The sequence below is a fragment of the Pseudoroseomonas cervicalis genome (genome assembly GCF_030818485.1).
In the GTDB taxonomy this organism is placed as follows: domain Bacteria; phylum Pseudomonadota; class Alphaproteobacteria; order Acetobacterales; family Acetobacteraceae; genus Pseudoroseomonas; species Pseudoroseomonas cervicalis_A.
Genome location: NZ_JAUTAJ010000004.1, coordinates 3179785 through 3202351, shown reverse-complemented (window position 1 = coordinate 3202351; position 22567 = coordinate 3179785). Strand labels below are relative to the sequence as shown.

At 71.4% G+C, this 22567-nt stretch carries 23 protein-coding genes; 9 read left to right on the top strand and 14 right to left on the bottom strand.

Features of this window, described 5'->3' with window-relative positions; all coding sequences use genetic code 11:
- Positions 1-25: 25 nt before the first annotated feature.
- Positions 26-1048: a zinc metalloprotease HtpX gene (gene htpX / locus QE401_RS18905; RefSeq protein WP_307139672.1), complete on the top strand. Its 1023-nt coding sequence runs from the start codon at positions 26-28 to the stop codon at positions 1046-1048.
- 48 nt (positions 1049-1096) lie between these two features.
- Here htpX and QE401_RS18900 read toward each other — a convergent pair whose 3' ends face one another.
- Together QE401_RS18900 and QE401_RS18895 are read right to left on the bottom strand one after the other, a co-directional pair.
- Positions 1097-1489: a VOC family protein gene (locus QE401_RS18900; protein WP_307139671.1), complete on the bottom strand. Its 393-nt coding sequence runs from the start codon at positions 1487-1489 to the stop codon at positions 1097-1099.
- A 111-nt stretch (positions 1490-1600) separates the two neighbouring features.
- Positions 1601-2575, bottom strand: a complete 975-nt coding sequence (locus tag QE401_RS18895; RefSeq protein WP_307139670.1) for a LysR family transcriptional regulator — start codon at positions 2573-2575, stop codon at positions 1601-1603.
- Between the two features lie 117 nt (positions 2576-2692).
- Here QE401_RS18895 and QE401_RS18890 point away from each other — a divergent pair, with 117 nt between their 5' ends.
- The gene (locus tag QE401_RS18890) at positions 2693-3118 is read left to right on the top strand and encodes a DoxX family protein (protein WP_307139669.1); all 426 of its coding nucleotides are present in this window, start codon (positions 2693-2695) and stop codon (positions 3116-3118) included.
- A 92-nt stretch (positions 3119-3210) separates the two neighbouring features.
- On the opposite strand, the gene QE401_RS18885 is transcribed toward QE401_RS18890, so the two are convergent.
- The 3 genes from QE401_RS18885 to QE401_RS18875 all read right to left on the bottom strand — a co-directional run bounded on the left by QE401_RS18885 (position 3211) and on the right by QE401_RS18875 (position 6283).
- Positions 3211-3648 (bottom strand): hypothetical protein, encoded by a 438-nt coding sequence (locus QE401_RS18885; RefSeq protein WP_307139668.1) that lies wholly within the window; start codon positions 3646-3648, stop codon positions 3211-3213.
- A gap of 318 nt (positions 3649-3966) precedes the next feature.
- The gene (locus QE401_RS18880) at positions 3967-5202 is read right to left on the bottom strand and encodes an argininosuccinate synthase (protein ID WP_307139667.1); all 1236 of its coding nucleotides are present in this window, start codon (positions 5200-5202) and stop codon (positions 3967-3969) included.
- A gap of 361 nt (positions 5203-5563) precedes the next feature.
- Positions 5564-6283, bottom strand: a complete 720-nt coding sequence (locus QE401_RS18875; protein WP_307139666.1) for a response regulator transcription factor — start codon at positions 6281-6283, stop codon at positions 5564-5566.
- Between the two features lie 298 nt (positions 6284-6581).
- Between QE401_RS18875 and ribA the strand changes: the two genes are divergently transcribed.
- Together ribA and QE401_RS18865 are read left to right on the top strand one after the other, a co-directional pair.
- Complete coding sequence (gene ribA / locus QE401_RS18870) at positions 6582-7802, top strand: GTP cyclohydrolase II (RefSeq protein WP_373461463.1); 1221 nt, start codon at positions 6582-6584, stop codon at positions 7800-7802.
- Positions 7803-7804: 2 nt separating this feature from the next.
- Positions 7805-8314 (top strand): L,D-transpeptidase family protein, encoded by a 510-nt coding sequence (locus QE401_RS18865; RefSeq protein ID WP_307139665.1) that lies wholly within the window; start codon positions 7805-7807, stop codon positions 8312-8314.
- Between the two features lie 57 nt (positions 8315-8371).
- Here QE401_RS18865 and QE401_RS18860 read toward each other — a convergent pair whose 3' ends face one another.
- Complete coding sequence (locus QE401_RS18860; RefSeq protein ID WP_307139664.1) at positions 8372-9274, bottom strand: hypothetical protein; 903 nt, start codon at positions 9272-9274, stop codon at positions 8372-8374.
- A 141-nt stretch (positions 9275-9415) separates the two neighbouring features.
- On the opposite strand from QE401_RS18860, the gene mutM reads away from it, so the two are divergent.
- A complete protein-coding gene (gene mutM / locus QE401_RS18855) occupies positions 9416-10258 on the top strand; it encodes a bifunctional DNA-formamidopyrimidine glycosylase/DNA-(apurinic or apyrimidinic site) lyase (protein WP_307139663.1) in 843 nt (280 codons plus the stop codon).
- 20 nt (positions 10259-10278) lie between these two features.
- Entirely contained in the window at positions 10279-11052 is a 774-nt protein-coding gene (locus tag QE401_RS18850; RefSeq protein WP_307139662.1) for an enoyl-CoA hydratase, read from the top strand.
- Between the two features lie 56 nt (positions 11053-11108).
- On the opposite strand, the gene mgtE is transcribed toward QE401_RS18850, so the two are convergent.
- The 7 genes from mgtE to QE401_RS18815 all read right to left on the bottom strand — a co-directional run bounded on the left by mgtE (position 11109) and on the right by QE401_RS18815 (position 17731).
- Positions 11109-12269, bottom strand: coding sequence for a magnesium transporter (gene mgtE, locus QE401_RS18845; protein ID WP_307140275.1), 1161 nt, complete (start codon positions 12267-12269; stop codon positions 11109-11111).
- Positions 12270-12271: 2 nt separating this feature from the next.
- Positions 12272-12451 carry a magnesium and cobalt transport protein CorA gene (locus tag QE401_RS18840; RefSeq protein WP_307140291.1) on the bottom strand — a complete coding sequence of 60 codons (180 nt, stop codon included), beginning with the start codon at positions 12449-12451 and terminating at the stop codon, positions 12272-12274.
- Positions 12452-12676: 225 nt separating this feature from the next.
- Entirely contained in the window at positions 12677-13531 is an 855-nt protein-coding gene (locus tag QE401_RS18835) for a metallophosphoesterase family protein (protein WP_307139661.1), read from the bottom strand.
- A gap of 3 nt (positions 13532-13534) precedes the next feature.
- Positions 13535-14824, bottom strand: a complete 1290-nt coding sequence (locus QE401_RS18830; RefSeq protein WP_307139660.1) for an ABC transporter substrate-binding protein — start codon at positions 14822-14824, stop codon at positions 13535-13537.
- A gap of 16 nt (positions 14825-14840) precedes the next feature.
- Complete coding sequence (locus tag QE401_RS18825; RefSeq protein ID WP_307139659.1) at positions 14841-15680, bottom strand: carbohydrate ABC transporter permease; 840 nt, start codon at positions 15678-15680, stop codon at positions 14841-14843.
- Positions 15673-16599, bottom strand: a complete 927-nt coding sequence (locus tag QE401_RS18820; protein ID WP_307139658.1) for a carbohydrate ABC transporter permease — start codon at positions 16597-16599, stop codon at positions 15673-15675. The genes QE401_RS18825 and QE401_RS18820 overlap by 8 nt, the downstream gene beginning before the upstream one ends.
- A complete protein-coding gene (locus QE401_RS18815; RefSeq protein WP_307139657.1) occupies positions 16592-17731 on the bottom strand; it encodes an ABC transporter ATP-binding protein in 1140 nt (379 codons plus the stop codon). The genes QE401_RS18820 and QE401_RS18815 overlap by 8 nt, the downstream gene beginning before the upstream one ends.
- Positions 17732-18069: 338 nt before the next feature.
- Between QE401_RS18815 and rpsT the strand changes: the two genes are divergently transcribed.
- Both rpsT and dnaA read left to right on the top strand, forming a co-directional pair.
- Positions 18070-18348, top strand: a complete 279-nt coding sequence (rpsT, locus tag QE401_RS18810; RefSeq protein ID WP_271136428.1) for a 30S ribosomal protein S20 — start codon at positions 18070-18072, stop codon at positions 18346-18348.
- Between the two features lie 364 nt (positions 18349-18712).
- On the top strand, positions 18713-20191 hold the full coding sequence (gene dnaA, locus QE401_RS18805) for a chromosomal replication initiator protein DnaA (protein WP_307139656.1): 1479 nt from the start codon (positions 18713-18715) through the stop codon (positions 20189-20191).
- A gap of 193 nt (positions 20192-20384) precedes the next feature.
- On the opposite strand, the gene QE401_RS18800 is transcribed toward dnaA, so the two are convergent.
- A complete protein-coding gene (locus tag QE401_RS18800; protein ID WP_307139655.1) occupies positions 20385-21404 on the bottom strand; it encodes an MBL fold metallo-hydrolase in 1020 nt (339 codons plus the stop codon).
- 135 nt (positions 21405-21539) lie between these two features.
- Here QE401_RS18800 and coaA point away from each other — a divergent pair, with 135 nt between their 5' ends.
- The gene (coaA, locus tag QE401_RS18795; protein WP_307139654.1) at positions 21540-22529 is read left to right on the top strand and encodes a type I pantothenate kinase; all 990 of its coding nucleotides are present in this window, start codon (positions 21540-21542) and stop codon (positions 22527-22529) included.
- Positions 22530-22567: the final 38 nt, after the last annotated feature.

Below are 22567 nucleotides of genomic sequence, written 5' to 3'. Positions count from 1 at the left end.
CAGAGGGTGCAAAGGGGAAGAGGTCATGAACGGCTATCTGCGCACGGCCCTGCTGCTGGCGGCGATGACCGCCCTCTTCGTCGCGGTGGGCGGCGCCATTGGCGGCCAGAGCGGCATGATGATCGCCTTCGGCATCGCCTGCGCCACCAACCTCTTCGCCTGGTGGAACAGCGACCGCATGGTGCTGCGCATGCACAACGCGCAGCCGGTCGGCCCGCAGGAGGCGCCGGAGCTCTACGAGATGACGTCCCGGCTGGCGCAGCGCGCCGGCCTGCCCATGCCGGCGCTCTACCTCATCCATGAGGACCAGCCCAACGCCTTCGCCACCGGCCGCAGCCCGGAGAATGCGGCGGTCGCCGTCAACACCGGCCTGCTGCAGCGCATGCCGGCCGAGGAGGTGGAGGGCGTCGTGGCGCATGAGCTGGCGCATATCCGCAACCGCGACACGCTGATCATGACCGTCACCGCCTGCCTGGCGGGCGCCATCGGCATGCTGGCGCAGTTCGGCTTCCTGTTCGGCGGGATGCGCGGCCGCGACGAGCGCGGCATGAACCCGATCGCCACCATCCTGATCATGCTGCTGGCGCCGCTGGCCGCCGCCGTGGTGCAGATGGCGATCAGCCGCTCCCGCGAATACGAGGCCGACCGGGTGGGGGCCGAGATCAGCGGCAACCCGATGGGCCTGGCCAATGCCCTGTCGCGGCTGGAGCAGGGGCGGCTGGCCTTCGTCAACCAGCGGGCCGAGGCCAACCCGGCCACCGCGCATATGTTCATCATCAACCCGCTGGCCGGGCTGCGGGCGGACAATCTCTTCTCCACCCATCCCAGCACGCAGAACCGCGTCGCCGCGCTGATGGAGCTGGCGCAGCGGATGGGCCCGGCGCCGCGCCGCCCCTTCGCCGGCGGCCGCCCCGCCACGGCGCCCTTCCCGGCCGGCGCCCCGGCGCGCGGCGCCCGCGCCTCCGTGCCGCAGACCGGCGCCGCGCCGGGGCCGTGGTCGCGCAGCGGCAAGCCGGGCGGCGGCAAGCCGCGCGGCCCCTGGGGCTAGGGCATCAGCCCAGGGGAAAAGGCCGCTATGGGTGGTCGGCGGACCGGCTCAGAACTCGGCGTAAAGCTCGATGACATTGTCCTCCGGATCCCTGAAGAACAGCGTTCGGTGCCGCCATTTCGGCAGGTCGGTGGGCTTGCGCAGGATCGGCACACCCTTGGCGACCAGCTCCTCGTGGCACCGGTCAACGGCGTCGAGCGGGATGCGAAAAGCGAGCTGAACCGCCGCTGACCCTGAGGGCCTGGGCCCGTCGTCGCAGACCGACCACGGCCCACGCGGACGCAATGTCAGGAGCGTCGCGCCAACCCGGAAGCTCACCCAGTTCTCGACCTCCTCCGCCACGACGAAACCCATGATGTTCTCGTAGAACCAACGGGTCTCGCGCATCCTGCTGCACAGGATGACAGTATGGTCGAGCTTGGTGATGCCGCCGAGGCTCATCATCATCTCCGCTTGCGGGCAGCGCTGTCGAACGCACATGGGAAGCCAGCGACCAGGTCCGCCCGTGGCCGGAAGCCGCCCTTCCGGCCCGTTTTCACCCCGCACCCAACCTCAATCCGCCGCCGGCCCCGAAAGCGTCACGCCCAGCGCCCGCAACGAGTCGCATTGCGCCTGGGGCGTCGCCTCCCGCGCCACCGAGAGCATCAGCCGGCGCAGCCAGGCATGGCCCTGATCGGCCTCGAAGCGGCGCGGGAAGATCATCGACAGGCGGGTATGCGGCACCGCCACCGGGCAGGGCCGCACCACCAGCCCATGCGCCTCGGCGAGCTGCTGGGCGAGGCGGGCGGAGAGCGTCATCACCATGTCGGTGCGCTTCAGGATGCCCGGCACGGCGGCCAGATGCGCCACCACCGCGCCCAGCCGGCGCGGATGCCCGGCCTCGCGCAGCGGCCCGTCCAGCGCCCCGTCGCGCGAGCCATTGGGCGAATGCAGCAGATGCGGCCAGGCGGTGAAGCGCTCCAGGCTCATCTCCCCCTCGGCCAGCGGGTGGCCGGGGCGCAGCAGGGTCAGGAAGGCCTCGGGCAGCAGCCGCAGCCTCGTGTAGAGCGCCGGCGGCTCCCCCAGCATGCCCACCACCAGCTGCACCTGGTCGGATTCCAGCATGGCCATGGCGTTGACGCGGTCGGCATGGCGCACCGCCAGCACGCAGCCCGGCGCCTCGCGCGCCAGATGCTCCAGCAGCGGCGGCACCAGCACCGCCTCGGCATATTCGGACAGGCCGATCGGGAAGACGCGGTCGGCCGTCGCCGGGTCGAAGGGCGCGTGCACCGCCAGCGTGTCGCGTAAGCGGTCCAGCACATCGGCCACCGGCTGGGCGAGCGAGAGGGCCAGCTCGGTCGGCTCCACGCCCCCGGGGCGGCGCAGGAACAGCTCGTCCTTCAGCGCAACGCGCAGCCGCGCCAGGGCGTTGGAGACGGCGGGCTGCGACAGGTTCAGCCGCTGGGCGGCGCGCGTCACATGCCGCTCGCGCGCCACCGCGTCGAACACCCGCAGCAGGTTCAGGTCGAAGGTGGAAAGGTCGGCCATTGATGCCGCCAATGATGGACGTTCACGCTCGCGCTTGGAAGGGTGCCGCCGCGCGGGACTAGATCAGGGTCAACGGCGGCCGTCGGGGCCGCCCCCTTCCATGACGAGCCACACATCATGACCCAAGACCGCTTCGCGCCCTACGCCACGCTGCTGCTGCGTGTCAGCCTGGGCGTCATGTTCCTCGCCCATGGCTTCCTGATGAAGATCATGACCTTCGGCCTGCCCGGCACGATGGGCTTCTTCGGCAGCCTGGGCTACCCGCCGATCTTCGGCGCCATCGTCGCCATCGCCGAGACCCTGGCCGGCATCGCCCTGATCCTCGGCGTCTGGACCCGCGCCGTCTCGCTGCTGACCCTGCCGATCCTGGTGGGCGCGCTGCTGCAGCACAGCGGCAATGGCTGGGTGTTCAGCAACCAGGGCGGCGGCTGGGAATTCCCGGCCTTCTGGATCGCCGCCATGCTGGTGCAGGCCGGCCTCGGCAGCGGCGCCCATGCGCTGGATCTCAGCAGGCTGACCGGCCGCCGCCCGGCCATCGCCTGACACGCCGGGCTGAAGACCCGGACATGACGAAGGCCGGGGCGGTTCGCCGCCCCGGCCTTTTTTCACGCCGGCGGAGCCCCGCCGGGCGCGGCTCAGCGCACGACGCGGGTCGTGCCGTCCGGCAGGTATTCCAGCACCACGCCGCCGCCATTGTAGGCGCCGTCGCCGACGCCCTGCTGCGGCAGGGTGACGCCGGCGAAGGGCTGGGCCGGGGTCGGCACCACGCCGACCGTGCCCATCGGCGCGCCGCCGGCGGCACCCGGCGTCATCCCCGACATGCCATAGGTCGAGGCCGAGCCGGCCGCGCCCGGCATCGCGCCGCCATGATGGCCCGGCGCCGCATGCGGGCGCGGGGCGGTCAGCGGCACGCTGCCGGCCGGCATCGGCGCCGCCTGCGAGGTGCCGGCCGAGGCCGGGTTGCCCATGCCGGTGGTCGGCATGGTGCTCTGGGTCGTGGTCATCTGCGCCTGGGCGACACCGGCGCTGAGCGCCAGGGCGGCAGCGGCGAGGGTCATGGGGATACGGGCCATCATGCCTTCTCCTTCTCTCGGGCCCGGCGGCGCATCGCCTCGGGCAGGTCGGCCCGGCGGCGCCGGGCGGGCTGGGCAGGCCCCGGCGTGGCGCCAGGGTGCTGTGCAAGTCCCGGCGAAGCGCCGGGATGGCCGAAGAACGCCCCCTTCCCGGCCCGGTTGCAGCCGCCCCCCGGGAACCGGTGCCGGAAAACGGTAACAAACAGCGACGGCTCCGGCCGGGTCCGGCGGCCAGCGCCCCGCGCATGAAAAAGGCCCGGGGGATCGCTCCCCCGGGCCTGGTCCCTGCTGCCCGGCGCGGGGCCGGGGCGGGGTCTCTTACAGCTCGCCGCCGCGGCGGCCGGCCATGGCGCCGAGGCGCAGGCGCAGCGCGTTCAGCTTGATGAAGCCCTGGGCGTCGAACTGGTCATAGGCGCCCTGGTCGTCCTCGAAGGTGACGTGCTTCATCGAGTACAGGCTGTTGGGCGAGGTGCGGCCGGTGACGATGGTGTTGCCCTTGTAGAGCTTCAGCCGGACCGTGCCGGTGACGCTCTTCTGGCTCTCATCGACCATCGCCTGGATCATGCGGCGCTCCGGCGCGAACCAGAAGCCGTTGTAGATCAGCTCGGCATAGCGCGGCATCAGACTGTCCTTGAGGTGCGCGACCTCGCGGTCCAGGGTGATGCTTTCGATGGCGCGGTGCGCGGCGTGCAGGATGGTGCCGCCCGGGGTCTCGTAGCAGCCGCGCGACTTCATGCCGACGAAGCGGTTCTCGACCAGGTCCAGCCGGCCGATGCCGTTCGCCTTGCCCAGCTCATTGAGCTTGGTCAGCAGCGTCGCCGGCGACAGCCGCTCGCCATTGATGCCGATGGCGTCGCCGCGCTCGAACTCGATGGTGATTTCGGTGGCGACGTCCGGCGCGTCCTCCGGGCGGATGGTGCGCTGCCAGACGATCTCCGGCGGCTCGTCGCCCGGCTCCTCGAGGATCTTCCCCTCGGACGAGCTGTGCAGCAGGTTGGCGTCGACCGAGAAGGGGGCCTCGCCGCGCTTGTCCTTGGCGATGGGGATCTGGTTCGCCTCGGCGAATTCCAGCAGCTTGGTGCGGCTGGTCAGGTCCCATTCGCGCCAGGGCGCGATCACCTTCACATCCGGCTTCAGCGAGTAGTAGCTCAGCTCGAAGCGGACCTGGTCATTGCCCTTGCCGGTCGCGCCATGCGCCACGGCATCGGCGCCGACCTGCTCCGCGATCTCGATCTGGCGCTTGGAGATCAGCGGCCGGGCGATCGAGGTGCCGAGCAGGTAGCAGCCCTCATACAGGGCATTGGCGCGGAACATCGGGAAGACGAAGTCGCGGGTGAACTCCTCGCGCAGATCGTCGATGAAGATGTTCTCTTCCTTGATGCCGAGCAGCCGCGCCTTGTCGCGGGCCGGGCCCAGCTCCTCGCCCTGGCCGAGATCGGCGGTGAAGGTCACCACCTCGCACTGATAGGTGGTCTGCAGCCACTTCAGGATGACGGAGGTGTCGAGCCCGCCCGAATAGGCCAGCACCACCTTCTTCACGTCCTTCACGCGCATCGATCGAGGTCCTTGAGACGAGGAACGGCGCCACGCGGCAAATCAGGATCGCGCAGCCCGGAAAACGGCCCGGAACATGCCCGCCCCCCCCTCCCCTGACAAGTTTCTTTCCGCTGCCGGTTTTCTTCCGGCTGCCGGTCATGGCTTCGACGGCGGCCGAGGCACTCGGGCGGGGCGTGTGGGCCCGGGCTTGCTGGGGTCGAGCGTGTTCTGGGGGTGGCGCGGTGCGCCGGCCTCATGTCCCGCCTGACTGATGGCGGGGTCCGGGGGGACCCTGTCCCCCCGGCGGAGGGGCCTGGGGAGGCGGAGCCTCCCCAGTTATCCTTCAGTTTTGTCTGGGGAGGCGGAGCCTCCCCAGAATTCAGGCGGCCGCGGCGCGCCCGGCCTGCGGGTCCAGGCGGTAGCCGCCGCCTTCGGTCAGCAGCAGGGCGGCGTTGGTCGGATCGGGCTCGATCTTCTGCCGCAGCCGGTAGATATGCGTCTCCAGCGTGTGCGTGGTGACGGCGGCGTTGTAGCCCCACACCTCGTTCAGCAGGATCTGGCGCGCCACCGGGCGGCCGCCGGCGCGGTAGAGGAACTTCAGGATCGCCGCTTCCTTCTCGGTCAGGCGGATCTTGCGGTTCTTCACCGGCTCCAGCAGCAGCTTGGCCGAGGGGCGGAAGGTGTAGGGCCCGATGACGAAGACGGCGTCCTCGGAATTGTCGAAGACGCGCAGCTGCGCCCGCAGCCGGGCCAGCAGCTCGGCGATGCGGAAGGGCTTGGCGATGTAGTCATTGGCCCCGGCATCCAGGCCGCGCACCACATCCTGCTCCCCGTCGGCGCCGGTCAGCATGATGATGGGGATCTTCACCCCTTCCTGGCGCAGCTTGGCGCAGAGCTCCCGCCCATCGCCATCCGGCAGCCCGATATCGAGCAGCACGGCGTCGCAGCGCGAATCGGCCGCCAGCAATTGCTGTGTGGCTTCGCTGGCGGTCGCAGCCTCGAGCGGCGCGAATTCTCCATCCAGCGCCAATTGTTCGGACAAGGTGGCGCGCAGCGCGTCATCATCGTCCACGATCAGGATCGGCCGCGGGCCGGTCATGCGATCTCCCGACATAGCCTGAGAGTGTTCATGGCTTCTTACCTCCCGGAATCGGCCGGGCGGCCGGAAGGCCACCAGTCCCCTATCGTGAACGCTGCCGCGCATTCCGGCAAGTCCCGGCCATTCGCCGCTCGCGCAGGAGTCATTTTTCACCACTTCCGGAAGAGGGGGGTGGCAAGTCGTGGAAGCGTGCCACATGTCTCGCCACGGCGGAGCTTGCATCCGGGCCCTTCCTGGCGGAGGGGTGGAGGCGGCTTGCCGGTCATCGGCACCACAGGACGCCAGGGAACAGCAACGGATGAGCAGCATCGGACATGCCGCACCGGATCTGCGGCATGAGGCGGAAATCGGCCCCCTGGTGCCGGATGCCATGGCGCTGACGCTGCGGGCGGTGCATCGCGCGGCGGCCGAGCTGCGGCGCGGCACCCCGGTGCTGATCAGGCCCTCCCAGGATGGCGCCTGCGGCCTGCTGGTGGCCGCGGCCGAGACGGTGGGCGCCCGTGGCCTGGCCGAGATCGCCGCCGGCGGCCGCCAGCCGCCGGTGCTGCTGCTGGCGCCGATCCGCGCCGCGGCGGTGCTGCAGCGCCCGATCCCGGCCGCCATCCAGCATGCCGACGCGCATGCGCCGGAAGCCCGGCGGCTGGAGGAAGGCGTGACCGCGCTGCGCCTGCCGCCGGCCTTGCTGGACCCGGCCGCGCTGCGGCGCCTGGCCGACCCGGTGGCCGAGCGGCTGCTGCCCGAACACCCCGAGCTGGTGGCGCCGCCGCCGCTGGCCATGGCGGCCCTGGCCCTGGCCAAGCTGGGCCGGCTGCTGCCCGCGCTCGTCGCCACCCCGGCGGTGGAGGGGGCGGCGGAGCGGCTCGGCCTGCTCGGCGTGCCGGCGGCCGATATCCTTTCCTACCCCGCCAGCGCCGCCACCAGCCTGGCCCGCGTGGCCGAGGCCCGCGTGCCGCTGGAGGATGCGCCGGAGGCCCGCATCATCGCCTTCCGCGCCGCCGATGGCGGGATCGAGCATCTGGCGATCCTGGTGGGCGACCCGCTGGCGCTCGCCGCCCAGGGCGGCGCGCCGCTGGTGCGCGCCCATTCCGAATGCTTCACCGGCGACCTGCTGGGCAGCCTGCGCTGCGATTGCGGGCCGCAGCTGCGCGGCGCCATCCGCCGCATGGCCGAGGATGGCGCCGGCATCCTGCTCTATCTGGCGCAGGAGGGGCGCGGCATCGGCCTGGTCAACAAGCTGCGCGCCTACACGCTGCAGGATCAGGGGCTGGACACGCTGGATGCCAACCGCGCCCTCGGCTACGGCGCCGATGAGCGCGGCTTCCTGGTGGCCGCCACCATGCTGCGGGCGCTGGGGGTCGAGCGGGTGCGGCTGTTGACCAACAACCCGGACAAGGTCGCGGGCCTCGCCGCCTGCGGCATCGAGGTGCTGGAGCGCGCCGCGCACCGCTTCGAGGCGAATGGCGTGAACGACAAATATCTCGAGACCAAGGCCGAGCGCTTCGGCCATCTGCTGGGCTGAGCATGGCGATCGCCCGAGTCCGGCCCGAGGCGCCCTTCCAGGGGCTGGTGGAATTCCGCGGCCGGGTCTGGCGCTGCGCCCTGGGCAAGGGCGGCGTGCGGGCCGACAAGGCGGAGGGCGATGGCGCCACCCCCACCGGCCTGCTGCCGCTGCGCCGCGTGCTCTACCGCGCCGATCGCGGCCCCGCGCCGGCCTGTGGCGTTCCGGTCGAGCCGATCGGGCGCGAGGATGGCTGGTGCGACGACCCGGCCGATGCCGCCTACAACACCCGCATCCGCCTGCCGCACAGCGCCCGGCATGAGGCGCTGTGGCGGCAGGATGCGGTCTACGACATCGTGGGCGTGCTGGGCTGGAACGACCAGCCGGTGGTGCGCGGCCGCGGCAGCGCCATCTTCCTGCATCTGGCCCGCCCTGCTTACGCGCCCACCGAGGGCTGCATCGCGCTCGAGGCCGGCGACCTCCGCGCCCTGCTGGCCGCCGGCTGCCTGGGCTTCGAGGTGCTGCCGGGCTGAGGCGGCCCGAGCCAGCCGCCCGGGCCCGGGCGCGGCGCGCCCCGCCGGCCGGATGCGCTAGCCCCCTGCCCCGCAGCGCACCGCGTAATCCGACACGCTGGGCAGTTCCCCATCGCCGACGCTGGTCACCGAGAGCTGCCCGGCCGGGCCGCGATAGCGGTAGCTGCAGAAGCCGAAGCCGGTGCCGGAGCAGCTTTCCACCTCGGTGACGCCGTGCTGCAGCAGCGCCTTCTCGCGCGCCTCCGGCAGGGCGGGGTCGCGCTCGCCCGGCACGGGCTGCCAGCCGGCGGCCAGCAGCGCCGCCCGGGCGCGGTCGATCGGCTGGCCATAGATGTTGGGCACGCGGCCACGCCCCTGGCAGACCTGCTCCTCCGCCGCCAGCGGCAGCAGCGCCAGCCGCCCCGGCGCGCCGGGCTGGCCCGCCTGGCCACCCCCCGCCCCGCCGGCGCCGCCCTGCCCGCCCGCGCCACCGGCCGGGCGCAGATCGGCCAGCGGCGCGGCCAGGAAATCGCCATCCCACAGCCGCAGCCCATCCGGCCAGAGCGGCGCGATGCCGCCGATGCTGCGGGGCGCGCCGCGCTCGGCATAGGCCACGGCCAGCAGCCGGCTGCCCTCGAAGACCGCCACATTGCCCTGGCCGATCTGGCAGCTGCCGCTGGTGCCGCCCTGGAATTCCCCGGCGAAGCTGACCGCCTGGTAGCGGCCGAGCTTTTCCTCCCCGGTCACGCCCCAGCCGGCGGCGGCGACCTGGCGGGCGGCCTCGCTGCGCGTGTTGCGCATCAGCCGGGTCTCGCAGCCCTGGCGCTGCCGCACGCTGGCGGGCGCCGGCGGCAGGCTGGCCAGCGGGGTGATCGCCAGGCCGGGCACCCGCGACTCGAAGGCCGGATCGGCGGCGCGCACCTGAGTCATGGGGGCCGCCAACAGCAGCCCGGCCAGGAGGGCCGGCAGGGAACGGGGCATGGCGTGTCCTTTTCTCTGCATGGCCGGGCAGGATAGGCGCGGGCCTCGGGGCGTCCATTCACACCCCCTTGTCGCCCGGTTCCCTCGGCCCCTGTGGCGCTTTAGAACCGGCGGCCCACCCTCCCCGACCAGGCCCCGCCCATGCCCGAGCTGCCCGAAGTCGAAACCGTGATGCGCGGCCTGTCGCGCCTGCTGCTCGGCCGCACCCTGACCCTGGCGGCCACGAACCGGGAGGGCATGCGCTGGCCCTTCCCCCCCGGCCTCGCCGCCCGGCTGACCGGCGCCCGGGTAGAGAGCTTCCGCCGCCGCGGGAAATACATGCTGATGCGCCTGTCGGGCGGCGATTCCATGCTGATCCATCTCGGCATGTCGGGCCGCATGGTGGCCCGCCCCGTGGGCAGCAACGCGCCGCCGCCGCCGCATGAGCATCTGGTGATGCAGACCGATGACGGGCAGCGCGTGGGCTTCTCCGACCCCCGCCGCTTCGGCAGCGTCGACCTGGTGCCGACCGCGGCCGAGGACGGGCACAAGCTGCTCGCCGGCATGGGCCCGGAGCCGCTGGAAGACGATTTCACCCCCGGCATCCTTGCCTCGGCTCTGACTGGTAAAAAAACGCCGATCAAGGCGGCGCTGCTGGACCAGCGCGTGGTCGCCGGCCTCGGCAACATCTATGTGGCGGAGGCGCTGTTCCGCGCCGGCCTCTCGCCCCGCCGCCTGGCCCACACCATCCCCGGCGCCCGCGCGGAGAAGCTGGTCCCCGCCATCAAGGCGGTGCTGGAGGAGGCGATCGAGGCCGGCGGATCCTCCTTGCGCGACTACGTCCAGGCGGATGGCGAGCTCGGCCATTTCCAGGACCGCTTCCATGTCTATGACCGGGAAGGCGCGCCCTGCCCGCTCTGCCCCGGCCCGCCCACTTGCCGCGGCGTGTCGCGCATCGTCCAATCCGGGCGCAGCACCTTCTATTGCGCGCGCACCCAGCGCTGACCGACCACAAGGGGAACGTCATGTCAGACTACGAGATGATCCTGACCGAGACGCAGGGCGCCGCCGGGGTGATCCGGCTGAACCGCCCCGCCGCGCTGAACGCGCTCTGCGACCAGCTGATGCGCGAGCTGGCGGCCGCGCTGCGCGGCTTCGACGCCGACCCCGCCATCGCCGCCATCATCCTCACCGGCAGCGAGAAGGCCTTCGCCGCCGGCGCCGACATCCGCGAGATGCAGCCGCGCCGCTTCCCCGGCACCTATCTGCACGATTTCATCGGCGAGAACTGGGAAGCCGTGCTGACGGTGAAGAAGCCCGTCATCGCCGCCGTCTCCGGCTTCGCCCTCGGCGGCGGCTGCGAGCTGGCGATGATGTGCGACATCATCCTGGCCGCCGACACCGCGAAATTCGGCCAGCCCGAGATCAATCTCGGCATCATCCCCGGCGCCGGCGGCAGCCAGCGCCTGACCCATGCCATCGGCAAGGCCAAGGCGATGGAGATGGTGCTGACCGGCCGCATGATGCCGGCCGAGGAAGCCGAGCGCGCCGGCCTGGTCGCCCGCGTCGTCCCGGCCGGGGAGCTGCTGGCCGAGGCGGTGAAGATCGCCGAGAAGATCGGCGGCCTCTCCGCCCCCTCCGTCGCCATGGCCAAGGAAGCGGTCAACGCCGCCTTCGAGCTGCCGCTGCGCGAGGGGCTGCGCCTGGAACGCCGCCTCTTCCTCAGCCTGTTCGGCACCGAGGGGCAGCAGGAAGGCATGAGCGCCTTCCTGGAGAAGCGGAAGCCGAATTTCGGCTGAGCGAAGCCAGAACAGAAAGAAAGGCTGGGGGGACAGGGTCCCCCCAGACCCCGCCATCAGAGAAGAGTGCCGCTCAGCACGGCGAGCGCGACGCTGAAATAGATCACCAGCCCCGTCACATCGACCAGCGTCGCCACGAAGGGCGCGCTGGCGCTCGCCGGATCGAAGCCCAGCCGCTTCAACCCGAAGGGCAGCATCGAACCGGCCACCGAGCCGAACAGCACGATGCCCACCAGCCCCAGCCCGACCGTCAGCGCCACCAGCGGGTAATGCGGGCCGTAATCGTAGAAGCCGGCCCATTGCCAGACCAGCAGCCGCCCGGCCCCCAGCACACCCAGGATCAGGCCGAGAGACAGACCCGTCGGCACCTCGCGCAGCGCCACCCGCCACCAGTCGCGCAGCCGCACCTCGCCCAGCGCCAGCGCGCGGATCAGCAGCGAGGTCGCCTGGCTGCCCGAATTGCCGCCCGAGCTCATGATCAGCGGGATGAACAGGGTCAGCACGATGGCCTTCTCCAGCTCATCCTCGAAATGCTGCATGGCGCTGGCCGTCAGCATCTCGCCCAGCAGCAGGATGCACAGCCAGCCGGCGCGCTTGCGCAGCATCTCCAGGAAGCCGATGCGCAGATAAGGCTTGCCCAGCTCCTCGACGCCGCCGAAGCGCTGCGCATCGGCGGTGTCCTTCTGCACCACCGCGTCCAGCACATCATCCACCGTGACGATGCCCAGCACCCGCCGCGCCGCATCCACCACCGGCACCGCCAGCAGATCATGCCGCGCGAACAGCCGCGCCACATCGTCGCGCGGCGTGTCGGCGGAAATCGCGACGGGCTCGCGCGCCGGCGCCAGCTCGATCGCCTTCTGCCCCGGCGCGCCGGTGATCAGCCGGCGCAGCGACACGGTGCGCAGCAGCGCCCCGCTCACCGGGTCCAGCAGATAGAGCGCGTAGATCGTCTCCCGCGTGCGCTCGACGGCGCGGATATGATCCAGCGCCTCGGCCACCGTGGCATCCGCCGGCAGGCTGACGAATTCGGTGGTCATCAGGCTGCCGGCACTGCCCTCGGGATAGCCCAGCAGCTGGCGCAGCGTGGCCGCCGGCTCCGGCTCCAGCGGCGCCAGCAGGCGCAACCGGTCGGCCGGGCGCAGCTCGCGCAGCACATCGGCGGCGCGGTCGGCCGACATCTCGGCCAGCAGCCGGCTGCCGCGCGCGGCCTCCAGGCTCAGCAGCAGGGCAGCGGCCGATTGCAGCTCGGGCCGGTCGAACAGCTCGACGCCTGGCGCTCGAGCGGCAGCGTGGCCAGCAGCGGCGCCGCCTCGGCCACCGGCAGCTCGTTCAGATATTCGATGAGGTCCGCAGCATGGCCGAGGGCCAGCCGCGCCGGAAACGGGGTCTGGAGCATGGCTCACCTGTTGCGTCCGCCTCCGGCGGCCGCGCGGCGAGCCCTCGCGCTCAGTCCACGCGGACCAGGACCAGGGCGGACAATCGAGAGTGACTGTCGCTGGACATGATCTCTTGGGTTCCTGGGAAGCGGCGCCGGGGCGCCACGGGCGGGCAGATGGACCCGTGGCCAGGGCAAGTCAAGCGCGAAGTGGCGCGGGCGGCACAGGCCCCCCGCGCCCCCCTCTCACTCGGCGGCGACCGGCCGCTGCGGGCCGTAGACATGCGGCATCAGCCCGATATCGTGCGGCTGCAGCGCCGGCAGGTGGACGATGCGCGCCTCGTGCCGGCCATCCTCGTGCAGCACATGCTCGACATAGCCGAGGCGCTTGTCGCCCATGCGCTCCTGCCAGCTATCGCCGACGAAGAAGGCGACGGCCGGGGCCCAGATCTGCCGCAGCCCCTCCACCTCGCCGCGATCCTGCGCCTGGTGCACATGGCCGGAGGCGATGAAGGCCACGTCATGCTGCCGCAGCAGCGAGAGCAGCCGCCGCCGCGCCCCCGGCAGCACCGACCAGTAGGTCATGCCGCTCTCGGCCAGCGTCACCTCGCAGAGCGGCTTGTGCTGGAAGATCGCCACGCGGCGGGGGCCGGCACCGGCCAGCGCTTCCTCCAGGAAGGCGAATTGCGCCTCGGCCTGCGGCAGATCGGTGCCGGTGATCAGCGTGTTCAGCCCGATCAGCCGCCAGCCCGGCACGTCCCGCAGGAAATGGCCGGCCTCGAACTCCATCTCCCAGCGCGCGACGCGGCCGGCATCGGCGGGCGTGTCGCCGCCGCAGGCCGGGTCGTTGCCGACATCATGATTGCCCGGCACCGCCACCCAGTCCAGGCCAAGCCCGTCCATGGCGCGGCGGGCATAGGCCAGGTCCTCCTGCCCCTGCGGCCCCGGCTGCTCGCCATGCGCCGAGACATCGCCGGTGTGCACGACGAGGTCCGGCGCCTGTTCCAGCAGATGCGCCGCCAGCGCCTCGAAATTGGCGGTGAAGCCGGGATGCAGCGCGGAGAGATGCGTGTCGCTGATCTGCGCGATGTGGAAACCCATGGCTCAGCTCCGGCGCGGCAGCAGGCGGCGCACCTCGGCGGCCATGTCGGCCTGCACCTGCTCCGGCGTCGCGCGCTGCTCGACGATGCGGGCCAGGTTGTCGACCATGGTCTGCGTCACCCGCACGCTGTTGCTGCCGGGGAAGGCGTACCAGGGCACCGAGATCGGGATCTGCTTCACCGCCGGCAGGAAGAGCGGGTTCTCGCGGTAGAATTCGGCGAGGTATTCCGGCCGGTCGATCGCCAGCTGGTTGCAGGGCAGGTAGCCGGTGGCGCGCACCATCATCGCCTGGCCTTCCGGGCTGGTGGAGTAGCGCAGGAACTTCCAGGCGGCCTCGCGCCGGGCCGGGTCCTTCGCCGTCAGCATGCCCGCCGCGCCGCCGGTCGGCAGGCGGCCGCGCTCCCGGTCGATCACCGGCATCGTCGTGGTGCGCAACTGGAAAGAAGTGCCGACGCTGGCCAGCGCGCCGCGCACCTGCGCCGTGGTCTGGAAGATCATGCCGAGCTTGCCGGCGGCGAAGGCCTGCCGCGCCGCGGGGGCGGAGAGGTTGGGCATGCCGCCCTCCTTCACCATGCGGTCCAGCAGCCGCAGCGCGCCCAGCCCCTCGGGCCCGGCGAAGCCGACATCGCGCTCATCCGCCGCCAGCATGCGCCCGCCATGGCCGAAGAGCAGGGCGGAGAACATCCAGTCATCGCCATTCCAGGTGAACCACAGCCCCTCATTGCCGTCGCCCAGCCGCTTGATGCGCGCGGCGAGGTCGAGCACGCCGTTCCAGTCGGTGGGGAAGTTGTCCGGATCGCCGCCGGCGCGCTTCACCAGATCGGCGTTGAAGAAGCAGACCGGGTTGGAGGCGGCGAAGGCGAGCCCCGCCTGCGTGCCGCCGAAATGGCCCAGCGCCAGGAAGTTCGGCGTGTAGCCCTGGGCGGCGGGGTCGCCCTCCTGCGCCAGCAGCGGCGTCAGATCCTGGGCGATGCCGCGCTCGGCGAAGACGCGCAGCCGGTTGAAGCCCTGGTAGGAGAGGTCCGGCAGCTGGTTGGTGGTGGCCTGGCGCAGGATCAGCTGCGCGCCTTCCTCGTAATTCGGCGTGGTGACGATGGTCACCTTGATGCCGGGCTCGGCGCGAGCGAAGCCGGCCAGGAGGGCGTCATAGGCCTCCTTGTAGATATAGGGCTGGGCGTAGTGGACGGTGATCTCGGTGTTGCCCTGGGCGCGCGCGAGGCGCGGCGCGGCGAGGCCGGCGAGCGTGCCGGCGGAGAGCAGCAGCGCCTGGCGGCGCCCGATCGTCATGGTCATGGCGGGAGGTCTCCGTTCAGCCCTTGAGGCCGGTGGTGGCGATGCCTTCCACGAAGCGCTTCTGCGCCAGCAGGAAGGCCAGGATGAGGGGGGCGGTCATGATCACGGCGGCGGCCATCAGCGCGCCGAAATCGTCGTCGCCCTCGCTGGTGCGGAAGAACAGGACGCCGAGGGCCGGGGTCGCGTGCTGCGGCCCGTTCACCACGATCAGCGGCCAGAACAGGTCGTTCCAGTGGGCCACCACCGAGAAGATCGCGAAGGCGGTGGCCGCCGGCCAGGCATTGGGCAGGATGACGCGCCAGACGATCGCCATCTCGCCCATGCCATCCAGGCGCGCGGCATGGATCAGCTCGTCCGGCAGCGCCTTGAAGAACTGGCGGAACAGGAAGATGGCGAAGACCGAGATGGTGGAGGGCGCGATCAGCGCCGTGTAGCTGTCCAGCAGCCCGGTCGCGGCGAAGCCGGCATAGAGCGGCAGGGCCGGCACATGCGGCGGCACCAGCAGCCCCAGCATGACGGCGCCGAAGACCAGCTCCCGCCCGCGGAAGTTCAGCTTGGCGAGCGCGTATCCGGCGGGAATCGCGAAGAGCAGCTGAAAGAACAGAATGCCGCCGCAGACGATGACGCCGTTCCAGAGGTAGCGCAGCACCGGCAGGCGCTCGAACACCGCGCCGTAATTCTCGGCGGCCGCCAGCCGGCCGGGCAGCAGGGTCAGCGTGGCGGCGAAGATCTCGTCGGCCGGCTTCAGGCTGGCCGAGACCATCCAGATATAGGGCAGCAGCAGCAGCAGGCCGAGCAGGCCCAGCACCAAAAGGCGTGGCAGGTCGCGCCAGAGGGGAAGGTCGCGCTCAGGCATAATGCACCCGCTTGTCGAGGAAGCGCGTCTGCAGCCACATCAGCGCCAGCACGATGGCCAGGAAGACCAGGGTGATGGCGGCGGAGTAGCCGAGGCGGAAATAGGTGAAGCCCTCCTGGTACATGCTGTGCAGCAGCACCTCGGAAGCCTTGTTGGGCCCGCCCTGGGTCAGCACCTTCACCGTGTCGAAGACGCGCAGCGCGCGGATCATGGTGATGGTCAGCACGAACAGCGTGGTGGGTCCCAGCAGCGGCCAGGTGACCAGCCGGAAGCGCTGCCAGGCGGAGCGCGCGCCATCCACCTCGGCCGCGGCGTAGAGCTCGCGCGGGATGGCGGTCAGCCCGGCCAGGAACAGCACCAGGTTGAAGCCGAGATTCTCCCAGATGCCGATGCCGGCGAGCGTCCACATCACCATCGAGGAATCGGAGAGCCAGGCCGGCCCCTGCAGGCCGAGCTGCCGCAGCGCCGCGTTCAGCGGCCCGATGGTCGGGTGCAGCAGATATTGCCAGGCCGCCGCCATGGCGACCGTCAGCGAGACCACGGGCAGGAAGAAGACGGCGCGGAAGAAGGTCCGCCCGCGCGAGCCGCCCTCGATCAGCAGAGCGATGGCCAGCGCCCCCAGGATCGAGCCCGGCGCCACCACCGCCACATAGAAGAGCGTGTTGGCCAGCGACTGGCGGAAGCCGCGATCGGCCCAGAGCTCGGCGAAATTGTCGAGGCCGATCCAGGCGAAGCCGCCCGCCCCCAGCTCGTAATCGGTGAAGGCCAGCGCGATGGCGGCCAGCGTCGGCAGCAGCAGCAGGACCCAATAGGCCAGCACCGCCGGCAAAGTGAGCATCCAGGCGGTCAGCGACTCGCTCCAGGCGGCCCGGCGGGCGCTGCCGGCCGCGGCGCCGGCGGGGAGGGCGAGGTCAGACAAGGGCCGCCTCCCGCTGCGCCAGCACGGCCGGCACCCGCCGGCCATCGGCGCCGAACAGCAGGGCGCGGGCCGGGTCGAAGCCCAGGCCGAAGGCTTCGCCCGGGCGCAGCGCCGGGCGGCGCTCCGGCGGCAGGCGCAGCACCAAGGCGGTGTTGCTGGGCTGGTGGCGGGCATGCAGCAGCACGCCCTCGCCCAGGAATTCCATGCCCTCGGCCAGGCAGGGCAGGCCCTCCGCCACCGGCGACAGCGCCTCGGGCCGCAGCGCCAGGGTCAGCTTGCCCGGCCGCGCGGCCTGCAGCCCGGTGCGGCGGCCGCCCACCCGCACCATGAGGTCCGGCCCGGCCTCGGCATCCAGGGTGTTGATGCGGGGCGAGCCGATGAAGCGCGCGACCCGCAGATCGACCGGGTCGGCATAGATCGCCTCCGGGCTCGCCACCTGCAGGATCTCGCCGCCCTGCATCACCGCCACCCGGTCGGCCATGGTCAGGGCCTCGGACTGGTCATGCGTCACATAGAGGGTGGCGGCGCCGGCGCGGCGGTGGATCTCGACGATCTCGCGCCGCGTATGGACACGCAAGGCGGCGTCGAGATTGGAGAGCGGCTCATCCATCAGGAAGGCGGCGGGGCGGCGGACGATGGCGCGGGCCAGCGCCACGCGCTGCCGCTGGCCGCCCGAGAGCTGGCCGGGCCGGCGGTCGAGCAGCGCGCCGAGGCCGAGCGCATGGGCCGCCTCCGACACCTCCCGCGCGATGGAGTCGCGCGCCGCGCGGCTGCCGGGCAGCAGCCCGCCCAGCAGCGGCAGGCGCTGCGCCAGCGACAGGCGGCGCAGCGCCAGCGGCACGGTGATGTTCTCGGCCACCGTCAGATGCGGGTAGAGGGCGTAGGACTGGAACACCATGGCGACGTCGCGCGCCGCCGGGCGCAGCCCCGTCACCTCCCGCCCCTGGATGCGCACCTGGCCCGAATCGGGCCGCTCGATCCCGGCGATGATGCGCATCAGGGTGGATTTGCCGCAGCCCGAGGGGCCGACCAGGGCGACGAACTCGCCCCGCGCCACCTCCAGGGAGACGCCCTTCAGCACCTCCTGCGCCCCGAAGCGGCGCGCCACCCTCTCGATCCCGATACCCTGCACCGCAGCACACCCCTTCGTGTCCGGGGCGCCCTCTAAGCGCGGCGGATGACAGGGCGGTGCCGCTTCGATGAAGCTCTGATGGCATTCCGGCGGCGAGAAGACCGGCCTCCCGCCTCACGCATGGGGGGCATGCCGGGGGCGGCCGGCAGCGGCCGGATTCGCCTGGGCGAGCGTGGCGGAAAGGTCCGCCGCGGCCGGAAGGGGCTGTCACACCCCCTTCACGCATTGACTCTGCGGGGCGCGGGCGGGTAGAAGCGGCGCCTTCCCGCAGCGCGGTCAACGGGCAACCCTTGGCTGCGTGCGTCCCTGAGACACAGACGACTGGTTCGAAACACGCCATGGCGAACACGGCTTCCGCGCGCAAGCGCATCCGGCAGACGGCGGTCCGCAACGAGCGCAACCGCGCCCGCCGCTCCCGCGTCGGCACCTTCCTGACCAAGGTCGAGAAGGCCATCAGCAGCGGCGACAAGTCCGCCGCCCAGGCCGCGTTCAAGGACGCGCAGCCGGAATTCCAGCGCGCCGTCACCAAGGGCGTGCTGCACCTGAACACCGTGGCCCGCAAGCTCTCCCGCCTGTCCGCCCGGATCAAGGCTCTGGGCGCTTCCGCGCAGGGCTGATCGCCCCGCGACTTCGGCGGGGTGACCGGCGGATCTCGTGTTCTCGCTAAGAACCCGTTGCGCCAGGGGCGCGACGGGGGATAGCCTCCCAAGAACACTCCGCCGAACATGAGTACCCAATTACATCACGGCGTTACCGGTCGTCTTCGGTCGTCGGGTTCAGTTCTTTGAATCCGACACTGCAAGCGGATCGGTGATTTGCGTCCACTGTTCGGCGCGCTGTATGTCTGTGTCAGGCCGGTTGCCGCCGCGTGATGCGTGGCGGGGACCGTGCGGGCTGGCGCGTCCGTGGATCGGTTCTTGTCGCCCCGCGAGGGGTCGCTTCAGCTATGGCCGAGGGCCAGAAGGGTGGCAGGTGCTTCGCATGGAGAATGAGCTCGGCACTCCCTCCGCCGCCGCGACCGGACAGGTCGCGGAAGCCTGGGCCCGCATTCGCGGCCGCCTGCGCGAGGAAGTGGGCGAGGTCGAGTATCGCAGCTGGCTGCGCCAGATGACGCTGTCCGCCATCGAGGGCGAGGAGGCGGTCATCCTGCTGCCCACGCGCTTCCTGCGCGACTGGGTCCGCAGCCATTACGGCGATCGCCTGCGCAACCTGTGGATGGCGGAGAATCTGGGCGTGCGCCGGGTGGAGATCCGCGTCGCCCCCGAGGGCCGCGCGCCGGAGGCCGAGCCGGCCCTGGCCGAGGGCCTGGCCGCCCCCTCCCCCGGCCTGTCCGGGGCCGCGCCGCAATCGCGCCCGACCCAGGCGACGCTGGCGCTGGCCGAACCGCTCAGCTCCGGCCCGCGCGGCGCCGAGTCGCGCAGCGAGGCGCGCAATGACTGGGCGGCGCCGCTCGACCCGCGCTTCACCTTCGACAGCTTCGTCGTCGGCAAGCCGAACGAGTTCGCGCATGCCTGCGCCCGGCGCGTGGCCGAGAAGCCGGCCAGCCCCGGCTTCAACCCGCTGTTCCTGTATGGCGGCGTGGGCCTCGGCAAGACGCACCTGATGCATGCCATCGCCTGGGCGATCAGCTTCAACGGCCAGCGCAATGTCGCCTACATGTCGGCCGAGAAGTTCATGTACCGCTTCATCGCCGCGCTGCGCTCGCAGAGCACGATGGAGTTCAAGGAGAGCCTGCGCTCGGTCGATGTGCTGATGATCGACGATCTGCAGTTCCTGATCGGCAAGGACAACACGCAGGAAGAGTTCTTCCACACCTTCAACGCGCTGGTGGATGCGGGGAAGCAGATCGTCGTCTCCGCCGACAAGTCGCCCAGCGACCTGTCCGGGCTGGAGGACCGCCTGCGCACGCGGCTCGGCTGCGGCATGGTGGCCGATATCCATGCCACCACCTATGAGCTGCGCATCTCGATCCTGCAGGCCAAGGCGCAGGGTGCCGAGGTGGATGTGCCGCCGCGGGTGCTGGAATTCCTGGCGCACAAGATCACGTCGAACGTCCGCGAGCTGGAAGGCGCGCTGAACCGGCTGATCGCGCATGCCAACCTGTTCGGCCGGCCGATCACTCTCGAATCCGCGCAGGAGGTGCTGCACGACATCCTGCGCGCGCATGACCGCCGGGTGACGATCGAGGAGATCCAGCGCAAGGTCGCCGAGCACTACAATATCCGCCTGACCGACATGTCCTCCGCCCGGCGCGCGCGCAATGTGGCGCGGCCGCGGCAGGTGGCGATGTATCTGGCGAAGCAGCTCACCTCCCGCTCACTGCCCGAGATCGGCCGCCGCTTCGGCAACCGCGACCACACGACGGTCATGCACGCCGTCTCCCGCGTGGCCGAGCTGATGCAGTCCGACAGCACCTTCGCCGAGGATGTCGAACTTCTGCGCCGCATGCTCGAAACTTAATTCTGTCAGGCTGCCGCCGTCCCGTTGAGAGGCGGGACGTTTTTCTTTCGGGCTGCCGCCGTCCTGTTGAGAGGCGGGGCGCGAGGCTGGGCCGGAGCGGCGGTGGTGAGTGCAGCGATCCCGTCGCGGCCCTGACCGGCAGCGGACAGAAAAAAGATGGGGGTCCGGGGGAATTCATTCCCCCGGGCTTTTTCTATGCCTGCTCGTAGACCGGCACGCTGCCCAGGCTCCGGCGGACGCGCCCCTCCCCCACCAGGCGGTTCAGATGCGCCAGGGTCTCGCCGAGGGCGAAGCCGGTGGCGCGATCCTCCTTCACCCGCGGGAAGAGCACGCCCATCGCCTGGTAGGCGGTGAGCGGCGTGGCGCAGGCGGCGTGCAGCGTGTCCAGGCGCTCGGCATGATGCTCGGCCAGGGCGTCGATGCGGGTATGCAGGCCGGTGAAGGGGTCGCCATGCGAGGGCAGCACCAGCGTGTCCGCCGGCAGGGCGCGCAGCCGGGCGTTGGAGTCGAGGAAGTCGCGCAGCGGGTCGGCCAGGGGCTCGCTGGCGCCGACGCCGATATAGGGGCTGATGCGCGGCAGGATCTGGTCGGCGGCGATCAGCACGCCGAGTTCGGGGCAGTGCAGGCAGGCCATTTCCGGGGCGTGGCCGCCGCCGGTCAGCACCCGCCAGTCGTGCCCGCCGATGCGCAAGGAATCGCCCTGGGCGATGCGGCGATATTGCCGCGGCAGGGCCACGACGCTGCGGGCATAGAGCGGGCCGCGCCCGGCCAGATAGGAGAGGTAGTTCTCCGGCGCGCCGGCGGCGCGGGCGAAGCCCAGCTGCTGCGCCGTCATGCCTTCATCGGTGTCGAGGGCCAGGAAACGCGCCATCAGATATTCGGTGCGCGGCATCAGCAGGGGCGCGCCGGTGCGCTCGCACAGCCAGCCGGCGAAGCCGACATGGTCGGGGTGGAAATGCGTGGCCAGCAGGCGGGTGATGGGGCGGCCGCCCAGCTCCTGCTCCAGCACGCGGTTCCAGGCGGCCATGATCTCGTCCGAGCGGGCGCCGGCATCGACGGCCAGCCAGCCCCCACCATCCTCGATCAGCCAGAGATTGACGTGCCAGGGGGCGAAGCCGAGCGGCATGCGCAGCCAGAGCAGGCCGGGGCGCACCCGCCGCGCATGGCCGGGTTCGGGCGCGTCGGTCGGGGGGGTGGGGGTGGCGTCGGGCATAGGGGGCGTTTCCTGGATCGTTGCCGCGATCCTCGCGCGGGAACCGGGCCGATTCCAGCCCCCCTTCGCAACGCAGCAAAGCGGTGCCAAGTTCGGTGCAAACGTCTCGACGATCGGGCCACGAGGAAACGCCCCATGTCCCCTGCCAGCCTCCCGGCCCTGCCCGATGCCCCTGCCCCCAGCCTGCGCAAGCGCCGCGCCGCGGCCGGGCCGCAGGCCTACCGGATCTTCCCGCGCGCCGAATGGGCGGCGCTGCGCGCCAACACGCCGCTGTCGCTCTCGGCCGAGGATCTGGAGGGGCTGCGCGGCCTGACCGACCGGCTGTCGCTGGACGAGGTGGCGGAGATCTTCCTGCCCTTGTCGCGGCTGCTGAACCTGCAGGTGGCGGCGGCGCGCGGGCTCGGCGTGGTGCAGGACACCTTCCTGGGGCGGCAGGTGGCGCCGCCGCCCTATATCATCGGCATCGCCGGCAGCGTGGCGGTGGGCAAGAGCACCTTCGCCCGCGTGCTGCAGGCGATCCTGGCGCGCTGGCCGGACCATCCCAGCGTGGCGCTGGTGACGACGGATGGCTTCCTCTACCCGACCCGGGAGCTGGAAGCGCGCGGGCTGATGCAGCGCAAGGGCTTCCCCGAGAGCTACGATCTGCGGCGGATGATCGCCTTCCTCAGCGCCGTGAAGGCGGGGGAGGCGGAGGTGGGCGCGCCGGTCTATTCGCACCTGACCTATGACATCATCCCCGGCCAGAAGCAGGTGGTGCGGCGGCCGGACATCCTGATCTTCGAGGGGCTGAACGTGCTGCAGGCGGCGCCGGGCGCGCCGCTGCTGGCCTCCGACTTCTTCGATTTCTCGGTCTATGTGGATGCGGCGGAGGCGGACATCGCCGAGTGGTATGTGCAGCGCTTCCTGCTGCTGCAGCGGACCGCCTTCCAGCAGCCGCGCTCCTATTTCCACCGCTACAAGGATTTGCCGGAGGCCGAGGCGGTGGCGGTCGCGCAGCGCATCTGGCGCGAGATCAATCTGCGCAACCTGCACGAGAACATCCTGCCGACGCGGGAGCGGGCGCGGCTGGTGCTGCGCAAGGGCGCGGGCCATGCGGTGGAGGAGATCTGGCTGCGGCGGATGTGAGCCGGGCCGGCGCCCGGGCATGAAAAAACCGGCCCGAA

Excerpts from the sequence above, each read along its gene's own strand:
- htpX (WP_307139672.1), top strand. The coding sequence starts at position 26 with ATGAACGGCTATCTGCGCACGGCCCTGCTGCTGGCGGCGATGACCGCC.
- QE401_RS18900 (WP_307139671.1), bottom strand. The coding sequence starts at position 1,489 with ATGAGCCTCGGCGGCATCACCAAGCTCGACCATACTGTCATCCTGTGC.
- QE401_RS18895 (WP_307139670.1), bottom strand. The coding sequence starts at position 2,575 with ATGGCCGACCTTTCCACCTTCGACCTGAACCTGCTGCGGGTGTTCGAC.
- QE401_RS18890 (WP_307139669.1), top strand. The coding sequence starts at position 2,693 with ATGACCCAAGACCGCTTCGCGCCCTACGCCACGCTGCTGCTGCGTGTC.
- QE401_RS18885 (WP_307139668.1), bottom strand. The coding sequence starts at position 3,648 with ATGGCCCGTATCCCCATGACCCTCGCCGCTGCCGCCCTGGCGCTCAGC.
- QE401_RS18880 (WP_307139667.1), bottom strand. The coding sequence starts at position 5,202 with ATGCGCGTGAAGGACGTGAAGAAGGTGGTGCTGGCCTATTCGGGCGGG.
- QE401_RS18875 (WP_307139666.1), bottom strand. The coding sequence starts at position 6,283 with ATGACCGGCCCGCGGCCGATCCTGATCGTGGACGATGATGACGCGCTG.
- ribA (WP_373461463.1), top strand. The coding sequence starts at position 6,582 with ATGAGCAGCATCGGACATGCCGCACCGGATCTGCGGCATGAGGCGGAA.
- QE401_RS18865 (WP_307139665.1), top strand. The coding sequence starts at position 7,805 with ATGGCGATCGCCCGAGTCCGGCCCGAGGCGCCCTTCCAGGGGCTGGTG.
- QE401_RS18860 (WP_307139664.1), bottom strand. The coding sequence starts at position 9,274 with ATGCCCCGTTCCCTGCCGGCCCTCCTGGCCGGGCTGCTGTTGGCGGCC.
- mutM (WP_307139663.1), top strand. The coding sequence starts at position 9,416 with ATGCCCGAGCTGCCCGAAGTCGAAACCGTGATGCGCGGCCTGTCGCGC.
- QE401_RS18850 (WP_307139662.1), top strand. The coding sequence starts at position 10,279 with ATGTCAGACTACGAGATGATCCTGACCGAGACGCAGGGCGCCGCCGGG.
- QE401_RS18840 (WP_307140291.1), bottom strand. The coding sequence starts at position 12,451 with ATGCTCCAGACCCCGTTTCCGGCGCGGCTGGCCCTCGGCCATGCTGCG.
- QE401_RS18835 (WP_307139661.1), bottom strand. The coding sequence starts at position 13,531 with ATGGGTTTCCACATCGCGCAGATCAGCGACACGCATCTCTCCGCGCTG.
- QE401_RS18830 (WP_307139660.1), bottom strand. The coding sequence starts at position 14,824 with ATGACCATGACGATCGGGCGCCGCCAGGCGCTGCTGCTCTCCGCCGGC.
- QE401_RS18825 (WP_307139659.1), bottom strand. The coding sequence starts at position 15,680 with ATGCCTGAGCGCGACCTTCCCCTCTGGCGCGACCTGCCACGCCTTTTG.
- rpsT (WP_271136428.1), top strand. The coding sequence starts at position 18,070 with ATGGCGAACACGGCTTCCGCGCGCAAGCGCATCCGGCAGACGGCGGTC.
- dnaA (WP_307139656.1), top strand. The coding sequence starts at position 18,713 with ATGGAGAATGAGCTCGGCACTCCCTCCGCCGCCGCGACCGGACAGGTC.
- QE401_RS18800 (WP_307139655.1), bottom strand. The coding sequence starts at position 21,404 with ATGCCCGACGCCACCCCCACCCCCCCGACCGACGCGCCCGAACCCGGC.
- coaA (WP_307139654.1), top strand. The coding sequence starts at position 21,540 with ATGTCCCCTGCCAGCCTCCCGGCCCTGCCCGATGCCCCTGCCCCCAGC.